Below are 19231 nucleotides of genomic sequence, written 5' to 3'. Positions count from 1 at the left end.
GGACTTGCCAGTCCATTTTTTACGGCGCACAGTGGCCCGCACACCGCGAGACGAGGAGAGCGCGCCATGAGCGGACGGCTGCGGAACAAGACGGCACTGGTCACCGGATCGACCAGCAACATCGGACAGGCGATCGCGGAGGCGTTCGCCGCCGAGGGAGCCCACGTCATCGTGTCCGGGCGGAACCGGGAACGGGGGACACAGGTCGTCGAGGGGATCCGCGCGTCCGGCGGCCGGGCCGACTTCCTGCCGGCGGACCTCGACGGCGGCGCCGAGGCCTCCCGGGACCTCGCCGCCCGGGCCCGCCAGACCCTGGGCGGGCGGATCGACATCCTGGTCAACAACGCGGGCGTCTACCCGGCCCCCGGCACCGCCACCACCGACGAGAAGACCTTCGACCAGGTCTACGCGGTGAACGTCAAGGCGCCGTTCTTCCTCACGGCGGCCGTCGCCCCGGGCATGGCGCAGGCCGGCGGCGGAGTGATCGTCAACCTCGGCTCGTGGATCGCGCGCCTGGGCGTGCCGCTCGGTGCGCTCTACAGCTCCACCAAGGGGGCCATGGAGACGCTCACGCGGGCGTGGGCCGCGGAGTTCGGCCCGCAGGGCGTGCGGGTGAACGCCGTCTCGCCGGGCGTGATCCTGCCCCCGGCGCCGGAGGGCGGCGAGCCGCATCCGGGCGAGGTCATGATGAAGGGCACCCCGGCCGGCGGCGTCGGCACGCCGGACGCCGTCGCCCACGCCGCGGTCTGGCTGGCCAGCGACGAGGCGGCCTTCGTGCACGGGACCGTGGTGGACGTCGACGGGGGCAGGACGGGCGTCGCCGTCATCGCCGCGTAGCGCCGGCCGGCCGCCCGATCAGGCGACGGTGGTGCAGGTGGTGCAGGTGGTGCAGTGGTCCCGGTTGTGCAGGTGGCGGAGGTGCGGGCGGCGCGCCCGGTGCGGGTTGCCGGGAGGTGAGGCCGTTCACCTCGCCGGGACCGGCGACCGGGGTACCCGGGAGCCGGTGCGTGCGGCTGTCCGAGCCGGTGCGTCCGCCGTCGGGAGAGTTCCCGCCGGTGACGGGGCATACGGAAGACCAGGCGCCCACGGCACCGGGCGGCGTACACGCGCGGCGCCCCACGAGCACAGGAGGCCACGACATGGCAGGGGCGGAGAGAGCCGGGAACGACCGGCAGCGGCAGCGGACGGAACCCCGCGTCCGCGCCCGGCTCGCCGACGCGGTGGAGGCCATCGGCGCCGGAGCGTACGTCGTCGACGAGCAGGGCCACATCCTTGCCGTGAACGCGCTCGCCGAACGGCTCCTGGGCCGCTCCGCCGCGGACCTGCTCGGCCAGGACGCCCACGACCTGCTGCACCGCGGGCCGCAGGGCCAGCCGCTGCCGACGACACAGTGCGCCATGCGCCAGGCGTTCCACGCGGGGAGCCCGGCGCAGGGCCACAGGGAGCACTTCCTGCGCGGCAACGGCTCCCTGCTGCCCGTCTCCTGGACGATCACCCCGTACGACCTCGGCGACACCGGCGACCGGCGGACCGGCACGCTCGTCCTCTTCCACGCCCCCGAGCGGGCGGACGCCGCCGAGCCGCGCCCGGAGCAGGCCACCGAGTCGCTGACCGACTTCGAGCGGCTCGCCCTGCTCGCCGAGACCACCACCCGGCTGACCTCCACCCTCGACGTCGACGAGGCACTGCGCCGGCTGGTGTCCCTGGTGCTGCCCCGGCTGGCGGACTGGGCCGTCATCGACCTGATCACCGAGCACGACGAGGTGTGGCGCACCGCCGTGGTGCACGCCGAGGGCGACCGCCTGGTCCACTACGAGGAGCTGGAAGGGCCGATGCCGCCGGTGCCCGAGGAGTCGCCGATGCCGCTGTCCCGGGCGCTGCGCGGTGTCGCCTCCGCCCTGGCCGGGCCGGCCACGTACCGGCGTGCCCCGGACTCCGGCATCGCCGTCGAGCAGCGCCGTCTGTTCGAGGCCACGGGCATCCACTCGGCGGCCATCGCTCCCATCCGCGGCACCCGGGAGGTCCTCGGGGCCCTCACCCTGGGCCGGGCCGGGAAGCCGGGGGACTTCACCACCGCCGACCTGCCCCTGCTGGAGGACATCGCCCGCCGCGCCGGCGTGGCGCTGGACAACGCCCGCCTCTACCAGCGCCAGCGCGCGGTCGCCGAGACCATGCAGAACCACCTGCTCCCGCAGATGCCGCGGGTCCCCGGGCTCCAGATGGCCGTCCGCTACCTGCCCGCCCCGGACGCCTCCCAGGTCGGCGGCGACTGGTACGACGCCTTCACCCTGTCCGACGGTGCCACCGCCCTGGCCATCGGGGACGTCGTGGGCCACGACCTGGAGGCCGCGGCCGGCATGGCCCAGCTGCGCAACATGCTCCGCGCCTACGCCTGGTCCCAGCAGGAACCGCCCAGCCGCATCGTCCAGCGGCTCGATGAGGCGATCATGCCCATCACCGACGTCACCATGGCCACCCTCATCCTCGCCCGGCTCACCCGGACGGACGACGCGAGCTGGCGGCTGACCTGGACGAACGCCGGCCACCCCCCGCCCCTGCTCGTCACCCGCGACGGCCTGGCCGACTACCTCACCGAAGGCCACAGCCTCCTGCTGGGCACGGGGGTCGGCGCACCCCGCCCCGACGCCAGCGTGCTGCTGCCGCCGGGCTGCACCCTCCTGCTGTACACCGACGGCCTCATCGAGGCACCCGGTTACACCCTCGACGAGGGCCTGAGCCGGCTGCGCCAGCACGCCGCCGCCCTCGCCCACCGCCCGCTGCCGTCCCTCACCGACCAGCTCCTGCGCCGCGTCCACCCGCCCGGCCTCGACGACGTGGCCCTCCTCGCCCTGCGCACACCGACCCAGCCGGGTGCGGGCCGGACGGAGCCCGGCGGACGGTGAGTCAGGCGGTCCCGCGAGGGCCGGTCCCCTGGCCCCCGGCCGTCTCCAGCAGCCCCACGAACATGGTCCGGTGGAGCACCTCCACGTGCCGGCGCGCGATGTCGGCCGCCGCCGCGGTGTCGCCGGCGCGCAGGGCCCGGACCAGGGCGCGGTGTTCGAGGTTGGACTCGCGCAGGGCGTCCATCGGGTAGGGCAGGTAGTAGCGGTACAGCTGCTGGAGCACGCCGCGGTAGGCCTCGGCCGCCGCGGGCACGCCGGTGGCGGCGGCGACGGCGAGGTGGAACCGTTCGTCGCAGCCGTGGAACTCCGCCCAGGTCGGCACCTGGTCCATCTCGTCGGCCAGCCGCTCCAGGTGCGCCAGGGCGGCTTCGCCGGCGTTGCGGGCGGCCAGGTGGGCGAGGCCGCACTCCAGCACGAGCCGCTGGTCCACGAGCGCGTGGACCTCGCTGTTCCGCGCGCGGTAGTCGTCCATCGCGCCGACCACGCCCCGGGCCGGCCGCTCGGCGACCCGGGTGCCCCCGTTGCGGCCCCGGCGGCGTTCCAGGACGCCGTCCTGGCAGAGCGTGGACAGTGCGCGGCGGACGGTGATCTCCCCGACGTCGAGCGCCGCGGCTATCCGGTCGGTCGGAGGGAGCTTCTCGCCCGGGGCGAGCAGTCCCAGGTCGACGGCGAGCCCGATGCGCGCGCGCACGGTGTCCAGGGCCGTGAGCCGGCGGATGCCGTCGAGCGCGGGGGCGTTGAAGGGCAGGGCCGCCGCGCCGGCCGGCCGCGGGTCCCGGCCGTCGGGGTCATGGCCGTCAGGGGCGGGGCCGTCCTGGGGGTGAGGCATGCCGTCAATGTAGCGAGACCGGAAAACGGATCAAAATGATTCTATTGATTAACAGCTCACCTTGAGCTAATTTCCTGGCCATGTCCCGTCCCCTGCCCCTCGCCCTCGTCCAGGTGCCTCCCCGCCCGGCGACGGCACCCCTGTCCGGATTCGCCGAGGACGTCGGACAGCTGCTGGACCGCTTCCCGCAGACCCGCCTCGCCGTGTACCCGGAACTGCACCTGTGCGGCGTCGACGGTTCGCCGTCGGCGACCGAACAGCTCCAGGAGGCCGCCGAGCCGCTGGACGGCCCCCGCTCCCGGCAGCTCGCCGAGCTCGCCGGCGACCTGGGCATCTGGCTCGTACCGGGCACCGTGTGCGAGCGCGGTGAGCGGGGCGAGCTGTTCAACACGGCGCCGGTCTACTCCCCGGACGGCCGCCTCGTCGCCTCGTACCGCAAGATCTTCCCGTGGCGGCCGCACGAGCCGTACGACCCCGGCGACCGCTTCGTCGTGGCGGACCTGCCCGGCGTCGGCCGTATCGGCATCTCCATCTGTTACGACGCCTGGTTCCCGGAGGTCGCGCGCCAGCTGGCCTGGCTGGGCGCCGAGGCGATCGTCAACCCGGTCATGACCACCACGGCGGACCGCGCCCAGGAATTGGTGCTGGCCCGGGCCAACGCCATCGTCAACCAGGTCTTCGTGCTCAGCGTCAACACCGCCGGCCCCCTCGGCACCGGCCGTAGCCTGGTGGTGGACCCCGAGGGACGGGTGCGCGCCGAGGCCCCCGACTCGGCCCCCACGGTGCTGACCGACGTGGTCGACCTGGACGACGTCACGCGCGTCCGCACCTTCGGCACGGCGGGGCTCAACCGCATGTGGGACCAGTTCACCGACGCCGACACCCCGATCGACCTGCCGCTGTACGGCGGCCGCATCGACCCCGGCCGCTGGCGTCCCGCCACCGGCTGAGGCTTCCGGCCCGCCCGCCCGCCCGTCCCCGTCCCCCGGGGCTCCCCCCGGAGCCCGACATGGAGCCCTTCATGGAGAACGCCCCCGCTCAGGGCCTCACCCGTGCGCTGACGCTCAGATCCGTCGTCCTGTTCGGCCTCGCCTACATGACCCCGCTGATCGTGCTCGGCACGTTCGGCGTCGTGGCCGAGAGCACCGGCGGCACCGTGCCCACCGCCTATCTGCTGGCCCTGCTCGCCATGCTGTTCACCGCGCACAGCTACGGGAAGATGGCCGCCGCGTACCCCGTGGCCGGGTCGGCGTACACCTACGTCCGCAGGGCCATCGACTCGCGGGTGGGCTTCCTGATCGGCTGGGCCACCCTGCTCGACTACTTCTTCCTGCCCATGGTCATCTGGCTGATCGGCGGCGCCTACCTCCAGGCCCAGTTCCCCGGCGTCCCGTTCTGGGTGTGGATCATCGGCTTCATCGCGCTGACCACCGCCCTGAACGTGCGGGGCATCAAGACCGCCGAGCGGGCCAACGACCTGCTCATGACCTTCCAGGTGCTGGTGATCGGCATCTTCGTCGCGCTCTCCCTGCGGCACGTGGTGCACGCCGGGGGCGCCGGCGCGCTGGCCGGCACGGCCCCGTTCGCCAACCACGCCACCACCCTGGCGGGCGTCTCCGCCGGAGCGGCGATCGCGGCCTACTCCTTCCTCGGCTTCGACGCGGTCACCACGCTCACCGAGGAGACCATCGAGCCGCGGCACACCATGCCCCGGGCCATCCTGCTGATCGCCCTGATCGGCGGCGGCATCTTCGTGGCCGTCGCCTGGGCCACCCAGCTGGCCCACCCCGGCAGCTCCTTCGACGACCCCAGCTCGGCCGCCTTCGAGATCGCCCGCACCATCGGCGGCGACCTGTTCTCCTCCGTCTTCCTGGCCGGCCTGGTGGTGGCCCAGTTCGCGTCCGGCATCGCCGCGCAGGCGAGCACGTCCCGGCTGCTCTACGCCATGGGCCGCGACTCCGTCCTGCCGCGCCGGATCTTCGGGCACATCCACCCGCGCTACCGCACCCCGGTCCTCAACATCCTCCTCACCGGCGTGGTCGGCCTGATCGCCCTGCGGCTGAGCGTGGCGACCTCCACCTCCTTCATCAACTTCGGCGCCTTCATCGCCTTCACCTTCGTCAACTTCGCGGTCATCGCCACGTACGTGCGCGAACGGCGCGCGGGCCGCCGCCCCGGTCCGCTGGGCCATGTGGTCGCCCCCGCGATCGGCGCCGCGGTGGACATCTGGCTCCTGACCCACCTCGACACCAAGGCCCTCGTCCTCGGCGTCTGCTGGCTGGCCCTCGGCATCTGCTACCTCGCCTACCTGACCCGGGGCTTCCGCACGCCCCCGCCGGAGCTGACCTTCGAGGAGGAGTCGCCGGCCGTCACCGAGCGGGTGTGATCCCGGGGCGCGGGCGGCACACCGCCTCGTACGCCACGGTGCCGGGCGGGTGCGCCGGTGTCACCGGTCCGGAAAAGGCGCGTGGCGCCGCCCGCCCGTGGTACGGGCCGGGCGGCGCCACGCGCCGAACCGGAGACTCAGCCGGGGAAGGGCTTGCTCGCGTCCTCGTCGGCCTTGATGCACGCGTCGAGCTTCTTCTGGAGGGCGGCCGCCTCGCTCAGCGCCTTCCTGGCCGCCGCGGTCTCCCCGAGCTGCTTCAGCCGCGCGGCCTTGTCCTTGAGCGCCGCTATCTGCTGGCGCATCTGGTTCTTGTTGCACGTGACGGTGGCCTTGGCGGTGACCGCCCCCGGGCCGGCCGGCGCGGCGGCGTGCGCGGGCACCGACGCGAAGAGGAAGCCGCCGACGACGGCCGCGGAGACGGCCAGGGCGGAAAGACGCTTGGTCATGAGTTGATTCCCCCATGTAAGACGTGACTTGGTCGAAGTCGATCTTACGGGGGGACGGCCAGGGCGGGCCGGGGCCGGTAGCTCCTGGCCTCAGCGGGTGCTGAGCATCCCCTCGCGCAGCCGGGTCAGGCAGCGGGACAGCAGCCGGGAGACGTGCATCTGGGAGACACCGAGGCGTTCGCCGATCTGGGCCTGGGTGAGTTCCTCCACGAAGCGCATGTGGATGATCTGCCGGTCCCGCTCGTCGAGTCCGGCGATCAGGGGGGCCAGGGCGTGGAAGTCCTCCACCAGCTCCAGGGCCGCGTCCTCGGTGCCGATGAAGTCCTGCAGGGCCGCCTCGCCCTCCTCGCTGCCGTTGATCGCGGCGTCCAGGGAGGCGGAGTTGTAGCCGTTGGCGGCCAGGCGGGCCTCGCGGACCTCGTCCTCGGACAGGCTCATCAGCTCCGACAGTTCCTTGTCGGTCGGCGTGCGGCCGAGCCGGCTGCGCAGTTCCTCGGTGGCGCGGGCGAGCTGGACGCGGGCCTCCTGAAGGCGGCGGGGCACGTGCACGGCCCAGGTGGTGTCACGGAAGAACCGCTTGATCTCGCCGACGATGTAGGGGATGGCGAAGGAGGTGAACTCCGCCTCCCGTGACAGCTCGAACCGGTCGATCGCCTTGATCAGGCCGATCATGCCGACCTGGACGATGTCCTCCATCTCCTCCGGTCCACGGCTGCGGAAGCGGCCGGCCGCGTAGCGGACCAGGGACATGTTCATCTCTATGAGCGTGTTGCGGGCGTAGCTGTACTCGGGGGTGCCCTCTTCCAGGACGGCCAGCTGCTCGAAGAACAGCTTGGACAGCTCCCGGGCGTCCTTGGGCGCCACCTGGGAGGGGTCGGCGACTTCGGGCAGTTCGGTGGTCCGCGTGTCGGCTGCCGTCGTGCTCGTGAGCACCATGCTGTTCCCCTCCCGAGTTCGAACTGTCCGCAAGCGCCGGCCCCGGCCGGCGTCATGGCAGCGGCTACCCCCTCATCCTGCACCTACACCCGGGTCCCGCACGAATTCGGGGAATCTCCCCGGCGCAGGCCGGCGGCTCGCGGCGCGTACCGGTGTCCGTGCCTCTCCGCGCGGACGCGCGTGCTCCTCCGCGCCGATCCGGGGCAGACGTGGAGGACACCGGCGGGACGAACGAAGGAGGAGAACATGGCCGAGGACTCCTCGGTGAAGGCGGTGGGCTGGGCGCGCTCACTGCCGATCAGCAGCGGGGTGAAGACGGCCCGGGACTGGACGCGCGGGCACCTGGCGGCGCTGGGGTGGGCCGAGACGGCGCCGGACCTGGTGGACTCGGTGCTGCTGACGGTGTCCGAGCTGGTCACCAACGCCCATGTGCACGCCCGCAGCTCGGCACAGCTGATCCTCACCTGGGACCAGGCGTGTCTGCACGTGACCGTCCACGACGCCTCCCCGCGGCTGCCCGAGCAGCGTGACCCCGACACCGGGGCGCTGGGTGGCCGCGGCCTGATCCTGGTCGACGCCCTGGCCGACACCGTGGAGGTCCACCGCTGCCCCTACGGCAAGGACGTCACCGCGTGCTTCCAGCCGCCGTCGCCCTCGGCGGCCGGGTAGAGCGCACGCACGCGGGGACCGGCTGAAGCCCAGCCGGTCCCCGCGTGCGGAAGTGATGCGTCAGGTCACCATCGGTACCAGCGTCCGCGGCCACCGCCCGCGTTGGTGGAGCGCATGACGAAGCCGAGCAGCCAGAGCACCAGGACGGCGACGGCGACCCACCACAGAATCTTGATGGCGAATCCGGCGCCGAAGAGAATCAGTGCGAGGAGCAGTACAAGCAGCAGGGGAACCATAGTTATCTACCTCCTGGACCACCGTTTGCCCTGGGCCGGTGACCGCATTCCTCGAAAGCGCCTTGTTTGTGAAGGAAAAGCGGGGGAATCAGCGGCAGGGCTTTCATACGGTGTCCCCGGTGTTCCTGCCGTGATTCCCGGTGCGATTCCCGTCGTGATTCCTGCCGTGCGGACGGGAAGGGGGATCAGTCGCTGGAGAGGACGTCCCGGAGGTCACCGGCGGCTCGGTCGGGCAGCGCCCGGGCGACGTCCGCCAGGGCGACGACGCCCACGAGGCGGTGGCCGTCGATGACGGGCAGCCGGCGCACCTTGTGGGAGGCCATGGTGCGCAGGCTTTGGACGGTCGTCGGTGCCGCAGACGGGAAGCGCGCCCACGCCGAGTTCCGCCATCTTGCGGGCGGCGTCGAGAACGGTCTCGTCGGCGGTCATGCATTCCGCACCCTTGGTCCTGATGTCCCGTGCCGTGGTGGTCACTCGTCCTCATGAAAGGTCGTAATGTCCGGGACATCTCGATCAACCCGTGACCGGTGGGCAAAACGGCCCGCCGGGATATCGGTGCGCGAGATCGGTGCGGGCCGTGCGCGGGGTACCCGGGACACCTCTGTTCAGCGGACGAAGGGGTGATGGTGTGCGGCGGCAGCTGATGTGGATGCTCGTGGCGCGGGGTACGGCGGCCCTGCTGTTCGGGGTGGTCGCCCTGGTGTGGCCGGGGGTGACCGTCCTCGCGCTGGCCCTCCTCTTCGGCGTGTACGCCCTCGTCGACGGCCTGGCCCTCCTGACGAGTGCCTTCCGCCGGCAAGGGGACGCGGCCCACCGCGCCGCGCACGCGACCGGAGGTGTCCTGGGCACCGCCGCGGGCGTGGTCGGCATCGGCTGGCCCGGCGTCACCGCCTTCGCCCTGGCCGCGCTGATCGGCGCCTGGGCCGTGGTCACCGGCACCGCGGAGATCTGGGCGGCGGTGCGCTTCCGGCACGAACTGCACCACGAGTGGGTGCTGTTCGCGGCCGGCGTCGTGTCCGTGGCGGCCGGAGTGCTCCTCTGGACCCGGCCGGACGTGGGCGCGCTCGCCATCGCCCAGGTCATCGGTGTCTACGCCCTGGCCAGCGGCGCGCTGGTGCTGGCCGGGGCCCGGCGCCTGCGCGGTACGGCCGCCGCGGGCCGGCCGGTGCGCCGCGCGCGGCACGCCTGAGCCGGAGCGCCGAGCGCCGGAGCACACGGCGAGGCGGCGACGCCCCGGTCGCCGGGCGCACCCGGCACACGGAGATGCCCCGGTCCGTACGGCCCGGGGCATCGTCGCGCCCGGCCGGGACGGCGGACACAGCATGTTCACGCACCCGCCCGGTGGCCGGCCGCCCGATGGGCACCCGTCCACGGTCGCCTGCCGGGAGGGAGCCCGCCGTGGTCGTCGTCGCCTGCCTTCTCCTGCCCTCCGTAGGGCTGCTGTTGTACGGCATGGACCGTGTGGAGGACTGGCTGACGCGCTCACCGGGGCCGCCCCGGCACGCCGGGTCACGCCGTCTGCGTCTGATCGCCGGCGGCCGCCAGGAGGCCCCCGCCCGTCCGGGAACGGGCGGCCGGGAGCGAACCCCCGCCGGTTCCCGGACGGGCCGGCGCGCCTCCCGCGCCGCCTGAGCGCCGACGGTGCCGTCGGCGGCGTAACGCGGCAGCACCCCCACCGCGTGTAAGAGATGACGTCCGGCCACGAAAGGACACACGGTGGGGGAAGCACCCGCGGACTACCTGGAGTTCGCAGCCGCCCGCAGCGGACCGCTGTTCAGGACCGCCTGCCTGCTCACGGGCGACTGGCACCTCGCCGAGGACCTGGTCCAGGAGACCCTCGCCAAGATGTACCGCTCCTGGCGGCGGATCAGCCGGGCGCAGGCCCCGGTGGCCTACGCCGACACCGTGCTCGTCCGCAGCTTCCTCTCCCAGCGGCGCCGCCGAAGCTCCACGGAGCGCCCCAGCGACCGGCTGCCCGACGCTGCCGCCCCGGCGCGGGACCCCGAGCTGCGGGTGACCCTGCTGGACGGCCTGTCCCGGATGGCGGCCAAGGACCGTGCCGTCCTGGTGCTCCGCTACTGGGAGGACCGCTCGGTGGAGGAGACCGCACAGGTTCTGCAGCTGTCGCCGGGGGCCGTGCGGGCCCGGAGCCTGCGCGCCCTGGAGCGGCTGCGCGCCCTGCTCGGCGACCAGCTGGCCGACCTGACCGCATGACGAGCACGGCCGGGCGGCGCTCCTCGCCCGGGCCGGGCGACGCCCCAGACGAACGGAGATCCGCCATGTCACGCGACGAGGACCTCGAGCGACGGCTGGCCCGCGCCATGACCGGCGCCGCCGAGACGTTCCCGCCCCACTCCCCCGACCTGGTGCGGCGTTCCGTCGTCCGGGGCCGGCGGATGCGGCTGGTCCGCGCCACCCAGGTCGCCGCCGCCACGGCCGCCTTCGCGGTGGTCGCCGCGGGCGGCACGCTGCTGGGCACGGACGCCCTCGGCGGCCGCGGTGGCACACCCGGGCGGCCGACGGCCGGCGGGCCCGCGCACTCCACCGTGCGGTCGCCGTCCCGGGCACCGGTCTCCGTCAGCGGCGCGGAGATGGTCCGTACGCTGACGAGCCTGCTGCCTCCCGGCGGCACCGTCTCCGCGGCCTCGGGCAGGGGTTCCGAGGAGGGCGGCCCCGCCGTCTGGCCGACCGCCCGGCTCACCTACTCCACCGCGAACGGCTCCTCCGGCATCGACGTCTCCGTCGCGCGGCTGGATCCCGGCACCACCGCCGACCAGGGGAGCGGGGACGGCTGCCTGCCGGTGGAGGTCCGCCCCTACGACAAGTGCACCACCCGCAAGCTCCCGGTCGGCGCGCTGCTCACCACCACCGAGTCGTTCACCTATCCCAGCAGTGACACCGGTCAGAAACGCTGGTACGTGGTGCTCACCACCCCGGCCGGGGCGCAGCTGACGGTGCAGGAGTTCGGCGGCGGCGGCGAGAAGGGCTCGGCCGACGGGGCCGACCCGCTGCTGTCGATCGCCCAGCTGACCTCCATCGTGCGCAGCCCGGCCTGGAACAAGGCGATCGCCGCACTGCCGGTCCCGCGGGAAGCCGCCTCCGCCGGCACCTCCGCCGCGGTGCGGCGGGTGCCCGGCGCCCGGATGACCCGGGTGCTGAAATCGCACCTGCCCCGGGGCGGGACCAGCTCCGGCCTGAACGCGAGCGACGATCTGGTCCAGCTCGTCTACGACGACGGGCGCGGGAAGAACATGGTGCAGGCCGACGCGCAGTACGACATGACGGAACTCCTGGCCCGGCACATGGGCTGCGCCGGTGTGGCCGGCGTGTGCGAGGCCACGACCCTGGCCGACGGCACCAAGGTCAAGAAGGTCAGGGGGCGCTCCGAGAAGGGCGGCCCGGCCACGGTGTGGCTGGTCGACACCCTGCGTCCGGACGGCCGCCGGGTGGCCGTGCGGGAGGTCAACTCGTACGCCGAGAGCACCCCGGTGACCCGCCCGACGCCGGCCCTGGGCATGGACGAGCTCCTGGCGATCGCCCTCGACAAGCGCTTCTTCACCGGCTGAGCCGTTCGTGCCCGGGCGCGCCGTCGAGGTGGTCTCCTGCAGCGGCCCCGTGGCAAGGGGCGCGGACGTCGCGGGGACGCCGGTGAACCACGAGGCCGCCCGCGTCCCTCGGTGACGAAACTGTCACACGGCAACGCACAACCGGCCGCGCCCGCGCCGGGTCGAACTGCGCGTGACGACGGCCCACTGCCCGCCGTCACCGGGCGCGGCGACACCGCGCGACCCACGCACCCGGGGGGGATACGTTGAACACGTTCGCACACAAGGTCCGTTCGTCGGTGGCGGTTTCGGGGACGGCCCTGCTGCTCGCCGCCGCGGGCTTCGGACTCGCGCCGGCCGCTTCGGCGGACGAGTCGCAGCCGCCGGCGCTGGCGGTCGACACCGCCGCACCCGCGGAGGTCGGACTGGCCGGCCTGCCGGTCGACTTCACCACCAAGGTCTCCAACACCGGTACCACCGACACCTCGTCGGCGCGGCTGACCTACCGGATCGACGGGGGAGCCGGCCTGCCGTCGAACGCCGTCGGCCTGCAGTACCGGCTGGGCGGCACGGAGTGGAAGACGGTGCCGCTGACGTACGCCGACGGGACGTTCTCCGGCGAGATGCCCGAGACCTTCCCGCTCGCCGCGGGCGAGTCCCGCACCGTGCAGCTGCGCATCGGGGTGCCCATGGGCACCCCGCACAACGGCGACGGCAACGGCGGCACCCAGCGGCTGAAGCTGACCACGCTCGTCTCCTACGGCGCCTCCGGAGCGGCCACCGGCACCGACGACGACACCGTCGCGGTGGACGGCCTCGGCACCGGGTTGTCCGGCGTCCCCGCCACCGTGACCGCCGGCGGCCCCGCCGCCGGATTCGAGGCCACGGTGACCAACCCCACCGCGTCGGGGTACGAGAACGTCACGGACACCCTGATCACGAGCAGGTACGCCTCCGTGCAGGTGCTGCGCGACGGGACCTGGGAGACCCTCGCGCCGGTCACCTCGGACGCCGAGGCGGACGTGTACGGGTTCGACGTGATCGGCAAGGACGCCTCCCTCGCCGCGCACAGCAGCACGGTCGCCGAGGTCCGGGTGACCTACCGCGAGGACACGCCCGCCGGAAAGACCACCGTGCGGTCCTGCGCGTACGTCAACCAGGGGGCGGTGCCGTTCCGCGGCACCACCTTCTGCGGGGACGAGGCGACCCTGACGGTGCTCGCGGCGGGCTCCACGGGAGGCACGCCCAGCCCGACCCCGACCGCCTCCGCCACCCGGACCCCCTCCGCGACCCCCGCCCCCTCCGCGTCGTCGTCCGCCTCGGCCGAGGCCCCGTCCGGGACCTCGGCCACGGCCTCCGGCACGTCCGGTGCGACCACCCAGCTGGCCGCGACCGGAAGCAGCGCGACGCCCGTGATCGCGATGGCGGCCGGCGCCTTCGTCCTGTCCGGTGCCGGGACACTCGGTGCCGTGGCCCTGCGCCGCCGCCGCACGCGGGCCTGACCCCGGAGACGGTGAGGGCACCTCCCGGCCGGGCGGGCCGGGAGGTGCCCGACCGTGAGCGGGTGCCCGGCAGACGCGGCGGACACCGGTCGCGGACGCGTCAGTTCACGGTGAACGTGTAGTCGTACGGGGCCAGTTGGATGCCGGAGCGGGTCGTCGCGTAGACCGTGAGGTCGTACCAGCCGTCCGCGGCCGGGGTCCACTCGACGCTGGCGGTGTGCTGGGCGTCCGCGGGGACCGTGACCTCGGGGTCACCGTTGCCGAAGGTGTACGTGTAGCTCACGACGTCCGCCACCCTCGGCGTGAACGTGAAGGTGCCCGGGACGCCGGCGCCGCCGCCCGAACCGTTCTCGGGGTAGACGTCCGAGGCGACGGTGGGAGTGGTGTCGTAGGTGGTGCCCCACCACGCGGCGTCGCTGACCCAGCCGTTCGCGCTGGTGCTGGTCACTTGGACGTTCTCGCCGTAGATGCCGTCCAGCACGAGTTCCACGCTCGCCGTGCCGTCCGCCCCCGCCGCGACCTCGACGGTCCTGTCGCTCTGACCGCCCGAGGTCCGCACGGAGTAGCTCACGACCGGGCTCTTCGCCTGGAGCCCGGGGTCGGGACGGAGCGTGAACGCGGTCGGCTCACCGAACCCGGGCTGCGGGACGGCCGGGGTGACGGTGGGCGCGGAGGACCTGACCAGGAAGCTGTAACTGGTGATCGCCGACCCGTTGTAGGCCCGGTCCAGGCTGCGCACCCACAGCGTCATCCGGCCCGAGCCGGCCGGCGGGACCAGGCTGAGCGTGGCCGAGCCGCCGAGCGCGTCGGCGCGCTTGAAGTACCGCGTGTCGGCGTACGGGTCGACGGGCTGCGGAACGCCGTGGTCACCGATGCCGGTGCCGATGACCGGCAGGTCCTGCTGCCAGGAGAACTCGAACCCTTCGACGTCGTCGGCACCGCCCGCGCCGAGCGTGAACTCGACGCGTTCGCCGCCCTCGTTCCACACGTCCGGCGGGTAGTTCGGCGAGGTGAGCGTGGGTGCGTTCGCCGGGCAGGTGTCGTCGATCGTGACGTAGCAGGGGGCCGACCAGTCCGAGACGGCGTTCCCGGCCACCGTCTGCGCCTGCCACGCGTACGTCTGCCCGTCGGCGAGCGCGTCGGCGGGCAGGGTGGCGGGGGCCTCGGAGCCGGGGGTGACGCGGTCGCGGGTGACCGTGGTGATCCGCGTCGGGTCGGTGACCGGCCAGGCCTGGTACCGGACGCCGACCAGGGAGGTGCCGGTGGTGCCGGTGATCCCGGGGACACCCTCGACGACGAGGCCGTCGCCCGCCTGGCGGTACGACGGACGGTCCGCGTCGGTCGAGCAGTGCCGGTGGCCGTCGAACAACTGAGTCGGCGTGGTGGGCGTCGCGTCGGCCGCGGCGGCGGGCGACGCGGCGGCGGCCAGTGCGAGAGCCAGGGTTCCCAGAGCAGCCAGGACCGCACGGGGTCCCGCGCCGAAGGACGTGGTCAAGTGATCCCTCCCCAGGGGTGCCCGCACGCGGCGCGCCGATACGCACTGCTGTACGAGCGGCGAGGGGATCGTACTGGGGTGTCGTGGACCACCGCACGGGGTTTGACCGGCCGGGATCATCCGGGGAGCGAACGGGCTGCCGGACTGCCGGCCGTGAAACGCTGGCCCGCGGCGATCTCCTCGCCGATCACCGACCAGACGGTCTCGTCGTCCTGGAAGGGGAGCGGGTCACTGCCGCCGGTCTCCCGGCGGACGCGCTCCACCTCGCGCTCCAGGCGCTCGAAGCCGGCTTCCTCGTCGTCGTCGCCGAAGGCGAACTCGTCGAGCAGGCGCTGGAACCGGAGGGTGACCTGGACGAGGGAGGAGACATCCGTGTGGAGTGCGCGCACGCTCTCCTCGTCGGGGTCGAAGGCGTACACCCTGCCGGAACCGGGGTCGAACGCGAGGTGCGCGTTGAGCAGCCACCCGATGACGGGCCACCCGCCCGCGTCCTTCGGGGCGTCCTCGACGCCCTCGACGTCGACGACGTCCCGGACGAGGGCCAGCCGGCCGGTGTCCTCGTCGGGCACACGCAGCCAGAGCGTCCCGGTGGGGACGCCGACGGTCCCCAGGAGACGGGCGCCCGCGGTGGCCGCGGCGGCGGGCGGGAAGGCGGTGGCGGGCAGGGTCGCGAGCCGGTCCTCGCCGAAGACGCCGGCGAGTCCGCTGCGCGTGACGTCGAAAAGCACTGCCGGTACTCCGAACTCGAGGGCGGCACGGGGGACGTGGGACTCCAGCCCCAGTCTGGCGGATCCCGGACCCTGACGGTGAAACGGGTCTGCGATCACGGACGGGGACGACACCGGGGTGCCGGCCGCCCGCACCACGCCGCCGGCACCTCGCGCCGGGCAGTGCGCACGGCCTTCCCGGCCCGAGTCGCCGATCACGCCAACTCGCCCGCCGGCGGGAGTACTTCGACGACACCTCCGCCGGGGAGGGCGCACCGCGGTGCTCCTCCGCGATCTCCGTCCCCGGCGCGGCGGACGGGCCCGAACCTGCTGCTACTCTCGTGCCGCTGTGCACGGGGAGCGGTCGGGGGGCTGGGTGTTTCCGCAGCACCGTCGACGCGCGCCTGACCGGCCGCCGGCCGTCCCGTTCCGCACATCTCCGCTGAGAAGCCCAGGAGGCCACGTTGGCCCGTCGTACCACCACCCGTGGCGTCGTCGCCGCGCTGGCGATCCTCACCGCGACCGCCGGTCCCGGCCCGCTGGCCCACGCGGCCGACGCGGACAACGATGTCGCGCGCACCGCCCTCGCGGCGGAGAAGGTCTTCCAGGCGGACCGCTACACACCGCGCAGGGACCGGCTCTACAGCGCCGGCCTTCATGGCTACCTGCACGCGCAGGAGGGGCGTTCCGGCTACCTGTGGACGTCGTACGACACCGGCGCGACGACCGAGCTGGGCAGCCTGGCGCGCCTCGAAATCCCCGGCTACCTGGGGTCGTCGTCCGATGTCGTGGCGGATGTCGTCTCGCCCACCGGGAAGGTCGTCCTCAGGGACCCGTCCGCCGGCACCACCACGGACGTCACCCTCACCCACGGCGCGTACATGGCGACGTTCGGCACCCATGTGCTGACCCAGGCCCGTGACAGCGACGGCAACCGCGTGCTGTGGCTGTACGGCGGCGGCGCGCCCGCCGAGGGCACCCCCGTCGACGGCTGGCCGGCCGGGATCACGGCGAACGCGAGGGTCCTGGGCGGCGACAGCGGCACCGCCGTCATCGGTTACGCGCGGGCGGGCGGCGAGCAGCACCTGGCGCTGGTGGACCTGGCCGCCGCGAGGGTCACCGGCGATGTGGCCGTTTCCGTCGCCCCGACGGGCGTCGCGCTGAGCGCCGACCGGCTGGTCTGGTGGTCCGATCTCAAGGTGGCGCACGTCCTGGGGCGCGCCGACCTCTCCGCGGCCGAGACGACGCTGACGCTGCCCGGCACGGAGGGCGAGCCGTACGTGGGCATCGCCGGGCGCTGGCTGGTGGTGGCCCGTTCCGTGCCGTGGAACCTGCAGGACCTGGCCGACAAGTCCGGCGAACGGCTCATGGCCGTCCCCCTCACGGGCGGTGCCCCGCTCACCCTGCTCCGGCACGCGAACACGTCCCTCGTCCCGGCTCCGGACGGCAGCCTGCTGACCGTCGGCGGCAGCGACGCCGGGCACTGGGCGGTGCGCAGGGTCACCGACACCGGGGCGGACACCCCGGCGCTGACGGAGCTGACCGCCGTACCGCCCGCGGCGGCGAAGATCGACCGGCTGTCGCTGCAGAACGGCACCCTGGCCACCGACGAGGCCGACAGCGGCCTCATGGGCGGCTACTACACCCGGCGGATCGCCGCCGACGGGACGCCGAGCGCGCCGACCTGGCGGAACTGGAACCTTCGCGGGGTGGGCCCGTACGCCACCGGGGACGGCCGCGCGGTGACGTTCACCGCGCAGTCCGACGCCGACGGCTCGTACGTCCAGTCCCTCGACAAGAACGACGAGGCGGGCTTCTTCCACGTGCCCTCCGCCTCCGGAAGCGTCCTCGACGTCACCGGCCGCTACGCGATCGTCAACGGTTCCTCCCCCGCCAAGCAGTACGTCGGCGACCTCGGCGTCTACAGCGACCTCGAGCCCGTCGTCACCCGCCCCGTCACGGCCGCCTCCGTCTGGGGGACCAGCCTGTGGACGCCGGGTTCCGGCACCGGAGTCGTCACCGCGAAGGACCTGAAGACCGGCAAGACCACCGACACCGTCGCCACCGGCGCCCCGTGCGCCCCCAAGGAGCTCCAGGCGGTAGGCCGCTGGATCTACTGGTCCTGCGGCCCGACCGCGACGGCGGGCGTCTGGGACCGCACGGCGAAGAGGAACATCCCCGTCCCGGCCGGCCAGGCGCTGCTCGGTGACGGCTACCTCGTCCGGCACGACACCGTGGCCGGGGCGCTCCTGCTCACCGCCTTCTCCGGCGGTACCACCACCACCCGAAAGATCGGCGACCTCGCGGCGGGCACCTCCAGCCTGCGCGGAGTGACCTGGACCGTGGACAAGTTCGGCGGCCCCGCGGCCTATGTGGACGCGGACCAGCGCATCCACCTCGTCCCCAGCGGGGTCCCCGCCCAGCGGCTCGCCGTCGTCGAGTCCGAGGTGACCGACAACGCGTGGGAGAGCAGCGCGGCGAGCGCCCCGTGGTGGCGGTGGCGCGGACTGCTCTCCAAGCCCGCCGCCTCCTGGACGGCGACCCTCACCAGCAAGGCCACCGGCGCCGTGGTCCGCAAGGTGTCCGGCGGGGAGGTGGACGGCACCCTGGCCGTACGGTGGGACACACGTGACAGCAAGGGCGCCTTCGTCCCCAACGGCACGTACACCTTCACCCTGACGGCTCCACCCGCCGACGGTTCGGGACCGGCGCTGACGGTGTCGCGGACGGTGAAGGTGTCCGCCGGAGCCGCCGTACGCCATGACTTCACCAACGGCGGCACCTGGGCGCCCGACGGGACCGGCGACGCGCTGACCCTCACCTCGTCCGGCGTCGTCAGCTACCGGCCGGGCAACGGCACGGGCGCCTTCGCCAAGGGCATACCCGCCTCGGGCTGGCCCTCCTCCGTGACGCTCGTCCCGTTCGGCGACCTCAACGGCGACCGCCGCAACGACATCCTCGTCCGGTTCGGCAGCGGTGAACTGCGGGCGTACCGGACCATGCGCGGGCAGGCCTTTCTCACGAGCACCCCGCACACCTCGCTGGGCACCGGCTGGAACCAGTACAACGTGCTGACCTCGCCCGGGGACATCACGGGCGACGGACGCCCCGACCTGATCGCGCGCAAGGCGTCGACGGGAGAGGTCTTCCTGTACAAGGGCACGAACACGGGGAAGCTGTCCGCACGGGTCCGGATCGCGGCGAACTGGTCGGGCTACAAGAAGATCGTGGGTGTCGGGGACTTCAACCGTGACGGCCGCGGTGACCTCCTGGCCCAGGACCGCTCCAACACGCTCTGGCGCTATGACGGCAACGGTTCCGGCGGCTTCAAGTCCCGCGTGAAGGTGGCCTCCGGCTGGGGCGCGTCGTACAACGTCGTCGTGGGTGTCGGCGACATCACCGGCGACGGCAAGGCGGACATCGTCTCCCGCGACACCTCCGGCAACCTGTGGCGCAACAGCGGCAACGGCGCGGGGAAGTTCGGACCCCGCGCGAAGATCGGCACGGGGTGGCAGGCGTACAAGGGCGTGTTCTGACGTCCGGGCCCACGACGGCGGCGGAGCGCCCGCGGGCCCGG

Annotated in this window: 16 protein-coding genes and 1 pseudogene; 10 read left to right on the top strand and 7 right to left on the bottom strand. The window is 73.5% G+C overall.

The window, feature by feature from the left end:
• The first annotated feature begins 66 nt into the window (after positions 1 to 66).
• Positions 67 to 837, top strand: a complete 771-nt coding sequence (locus LG395_RS05100) for an SDR family NAD(P)-dependent oxidoreductase (RefSeq protein WP_225808592.1) — start codon at positions 67 to 69, stop codon at positions 835 to 837.
• Positions 838 to 1139: 302 nt separating this feature from the next.
• A complete protein-coding gene (locus tag LG395_RS05095; protein ID WP_225808591.1) occupies positions 1140 to 2903 on the top strand; it encodes a SpoIIE family protein phosphatase in 1764 nt (587 codons plus the stop codon).
• A gap of 1 nt (position 2904) precedes the next feature.
• On the opposite strand, the gene LG395_RS05090 is transcribed toward LG395_RS05095, so the two are convergent.
• Positions 2905 to 3732, bottom strand: a complete 828-nt coding sequence (locus tag LG395_RS05090) for a FadR/GntR family transcriptional regulator (protein ID WP_225808590.1) — start codon at positions 3730 to 3732, stop codon at positions 2905 to 2907.
• 80 nt (positions 3733 to 3812) lie between these two features.
• Between LG395_RS05090 and LG395_RS05085 the strand changes: the two genes are divergently transcribed.
• Complete coding sequence (locus tag LG395_RS05085; protein WP_225808589.1) at positions 3813 to 4682, top strand: carbon-nitrogen hydrolase family protein; 870 nt, start codon at positions 3813 to 3815, stop codon at positions 4680 to 4682.
• A 71-nt stretch (positions 4683 to 4753) separates the two neighbouring features.
• Positions 4754 to 6118, top strand: coding sequence for an APC family permease (locus LG395_RS05080; protein ID WP_225808588.1), 1365 nt, complete (start codon positions 4754 to 4756; stop codon positions 6116 to 6118).
• A gap of 137 nt (positions 6119 to 6255) precedes the next feature.
• Here LG395_RS05080 and LG395_RS05075 read toward each other — a convergent pair whose 3' ends face one another.
• Both LG395_RS05075 and LG395_RS05070 read right to left on the bottom strand, forming a co-directional pair.
• Entirely contained in the window at positions 6256 to 6564 is a 309-nt protein-coding gene (locus tag LG395_RS05075) for a hypothetical protein (protein WP_225808587.1), read from the bottom strand.
• 90 nt (positions 6565 to 6654) lie between these two features.
• Positions 6655 to 7500 carry an RNA polymerase sigma factor SigF gene (locus LG395_RS05070; RefSeq protein WP_171154447.1) on the bottom strand — a complete coding sequence of 282 codons (846 nt, stop codon included), beginning with the start codon at positions 7498 to 7500 and terminating at the stop codon, positions 6655 to 6657.
• Between the two features lie 246 nt (positions 7501 to 7746).
• Between LG395_RS05070 and LG395_RS05065 the strand changes: the two genes are divergently transcribed.
• On the top strand, positions 7747 to 8169 hold the full coding sequence (locus LG395_RS05065; protein ID WP_171154445.1) for an ATP-binding protein: 423 nt from the start codon (positions 7747 to 7749) through the stop codon (positions 8167 to 8169).
• A 65-nt stretch (positions 8170 to 8234) separates the two neighbouring features.
• Here LG395_RS05065 and LG395_RS05060 read toward each other — a convergent pair whose 3' ends face one another.
• Positions 8235 to 8405: a hydrophobic protein gene (locus LG395_RS05060; protein WP_171154443.1), complete on the bottom strand. Its 171-nt coding sequence runs from the start codon at positions 8403 to 8405 to the stop codon at positions 8235 to 8237.
• 185 nt (positions 8406 to 8590) lie between these two features.
• A pseudogene (locus LG395_RS05055) lies at positions 8591 to 8834 on the bottom strand (CBS domain-containing protein).
• Between the two features lie 199 nt (positions 8835 to 9033).
• Between LG395_RS05055 and LG395_RS05050 the strand changes: the two are divergent.
• The 4 genes from LG395_RS05050 (at position 9034) to LG395_RS05035 (ending at position 13452) form a co-directional block, all read left to right on the top strand.
• Complete coding sequence (locus LG395_RS05050; RefSeq protein WP_225808586.1) at positions 9034 to 9594, top strand: HdeD family acid-resistance protein; 561 nt, start codon at positions 9034 to 9036, stop codon at positions 9592 to 9594.
• Positions 9595 to 10121: 527 nt separating this feature from the next.
• Positions 10122 to 10619, top strand: coding sequence for a SigE family RNA polymerase sigma factor (locus tag LG395_RS05045; RefSeq protein WP_171154440.1), 498 nt, complete (start codon positions 10122 to 10124; stop codon positions 10617 to 10619).
• Between the two features lie 65 nt (positions 10620 to 10684).
• Complete coding sequence (locus LG395_RS05040) at positions 10685 to 11971, top strand: hypothetical protein (protein ID WP_225808585.1); 1287 nt, start codon at positions 10685 to 10687, stop codon at positions 11969 to 11971.
• Between the two features lie 245 nt (positions 11972 to 12216).
• Positions 12217 to 13452, top strand: a complete 1236-nt coding sequence (locus LG395_RS05035; RefSeq protein ID WP_225808584.1) for a hypothetical protein — start codon at positions 12217 to 12219, stop codon at positions 13450 to 13452.
• 100 nt (positions 13453 to 13552) lie between these two features.
• On the opposite strand, the gene LG395_RS05030 is transcribed toward LG395_RS05035, so the two are convergent.
• Together LG395_RS05030 and LG395_RS05025 are read right to left on the bottom strand one after the other, a co-directional pair.
• Complete coding sequence (locus tag LG395_RS05030; protein WP_225808583.1) at positions 13553 to 14947, bottom strand: hypothetical protein; 1395 nt, start codon at positions 14945 to 14947, stop codon at positions 13553 to 13555.
• Positions 14948 to 15063: 116 nt separating this feature from the next.
• Complete coding sequence (locus LG395_RS05025) at positions 15064 to 15675, bottom strand: SUKH-4 family immunity protein (protein ID WP_171154432.1); 612 nt, start codon at positions 15673 to 15675, stop codon at positions 15064 to 15066.
• 443 nt (positions 15676 to 16118) lie between these two features.
• On the opposite strand from LG395_RS05025, the gene LG395_RS05020 reads away from it, so the two are divergent.
• The gene (locus LG395_RS05020) at positions 16119 to 19190 is read left to right on the top strand and encodes an FG-GAP-like repeat-containing protein (protein ID WP_225808582.1); all 3072 of its coding nucleotides are present in this window, start codon (positions 16119 to 16121) and stop codon (positions 19188 to 19190) included.
• Positions 19191 to 19231 lie beyond the last annotated feature (41 nt).

Source organism: Streptomyces spinosus, from assembly GCF_020400655.1.
GTDB classification, from domain to species: domain Bacteria; phylum Actinomycetota; class Actinomycetes; order Streptomycetales; family Streptomycetaceae; genus Streptomyces; species Streptomyces argyrophylli.
The sequence above is the reverse complement of the archived record's forward strand: the minus strand, read 5'-3'. Positions and strand labels throughout refer to the sequence as shown.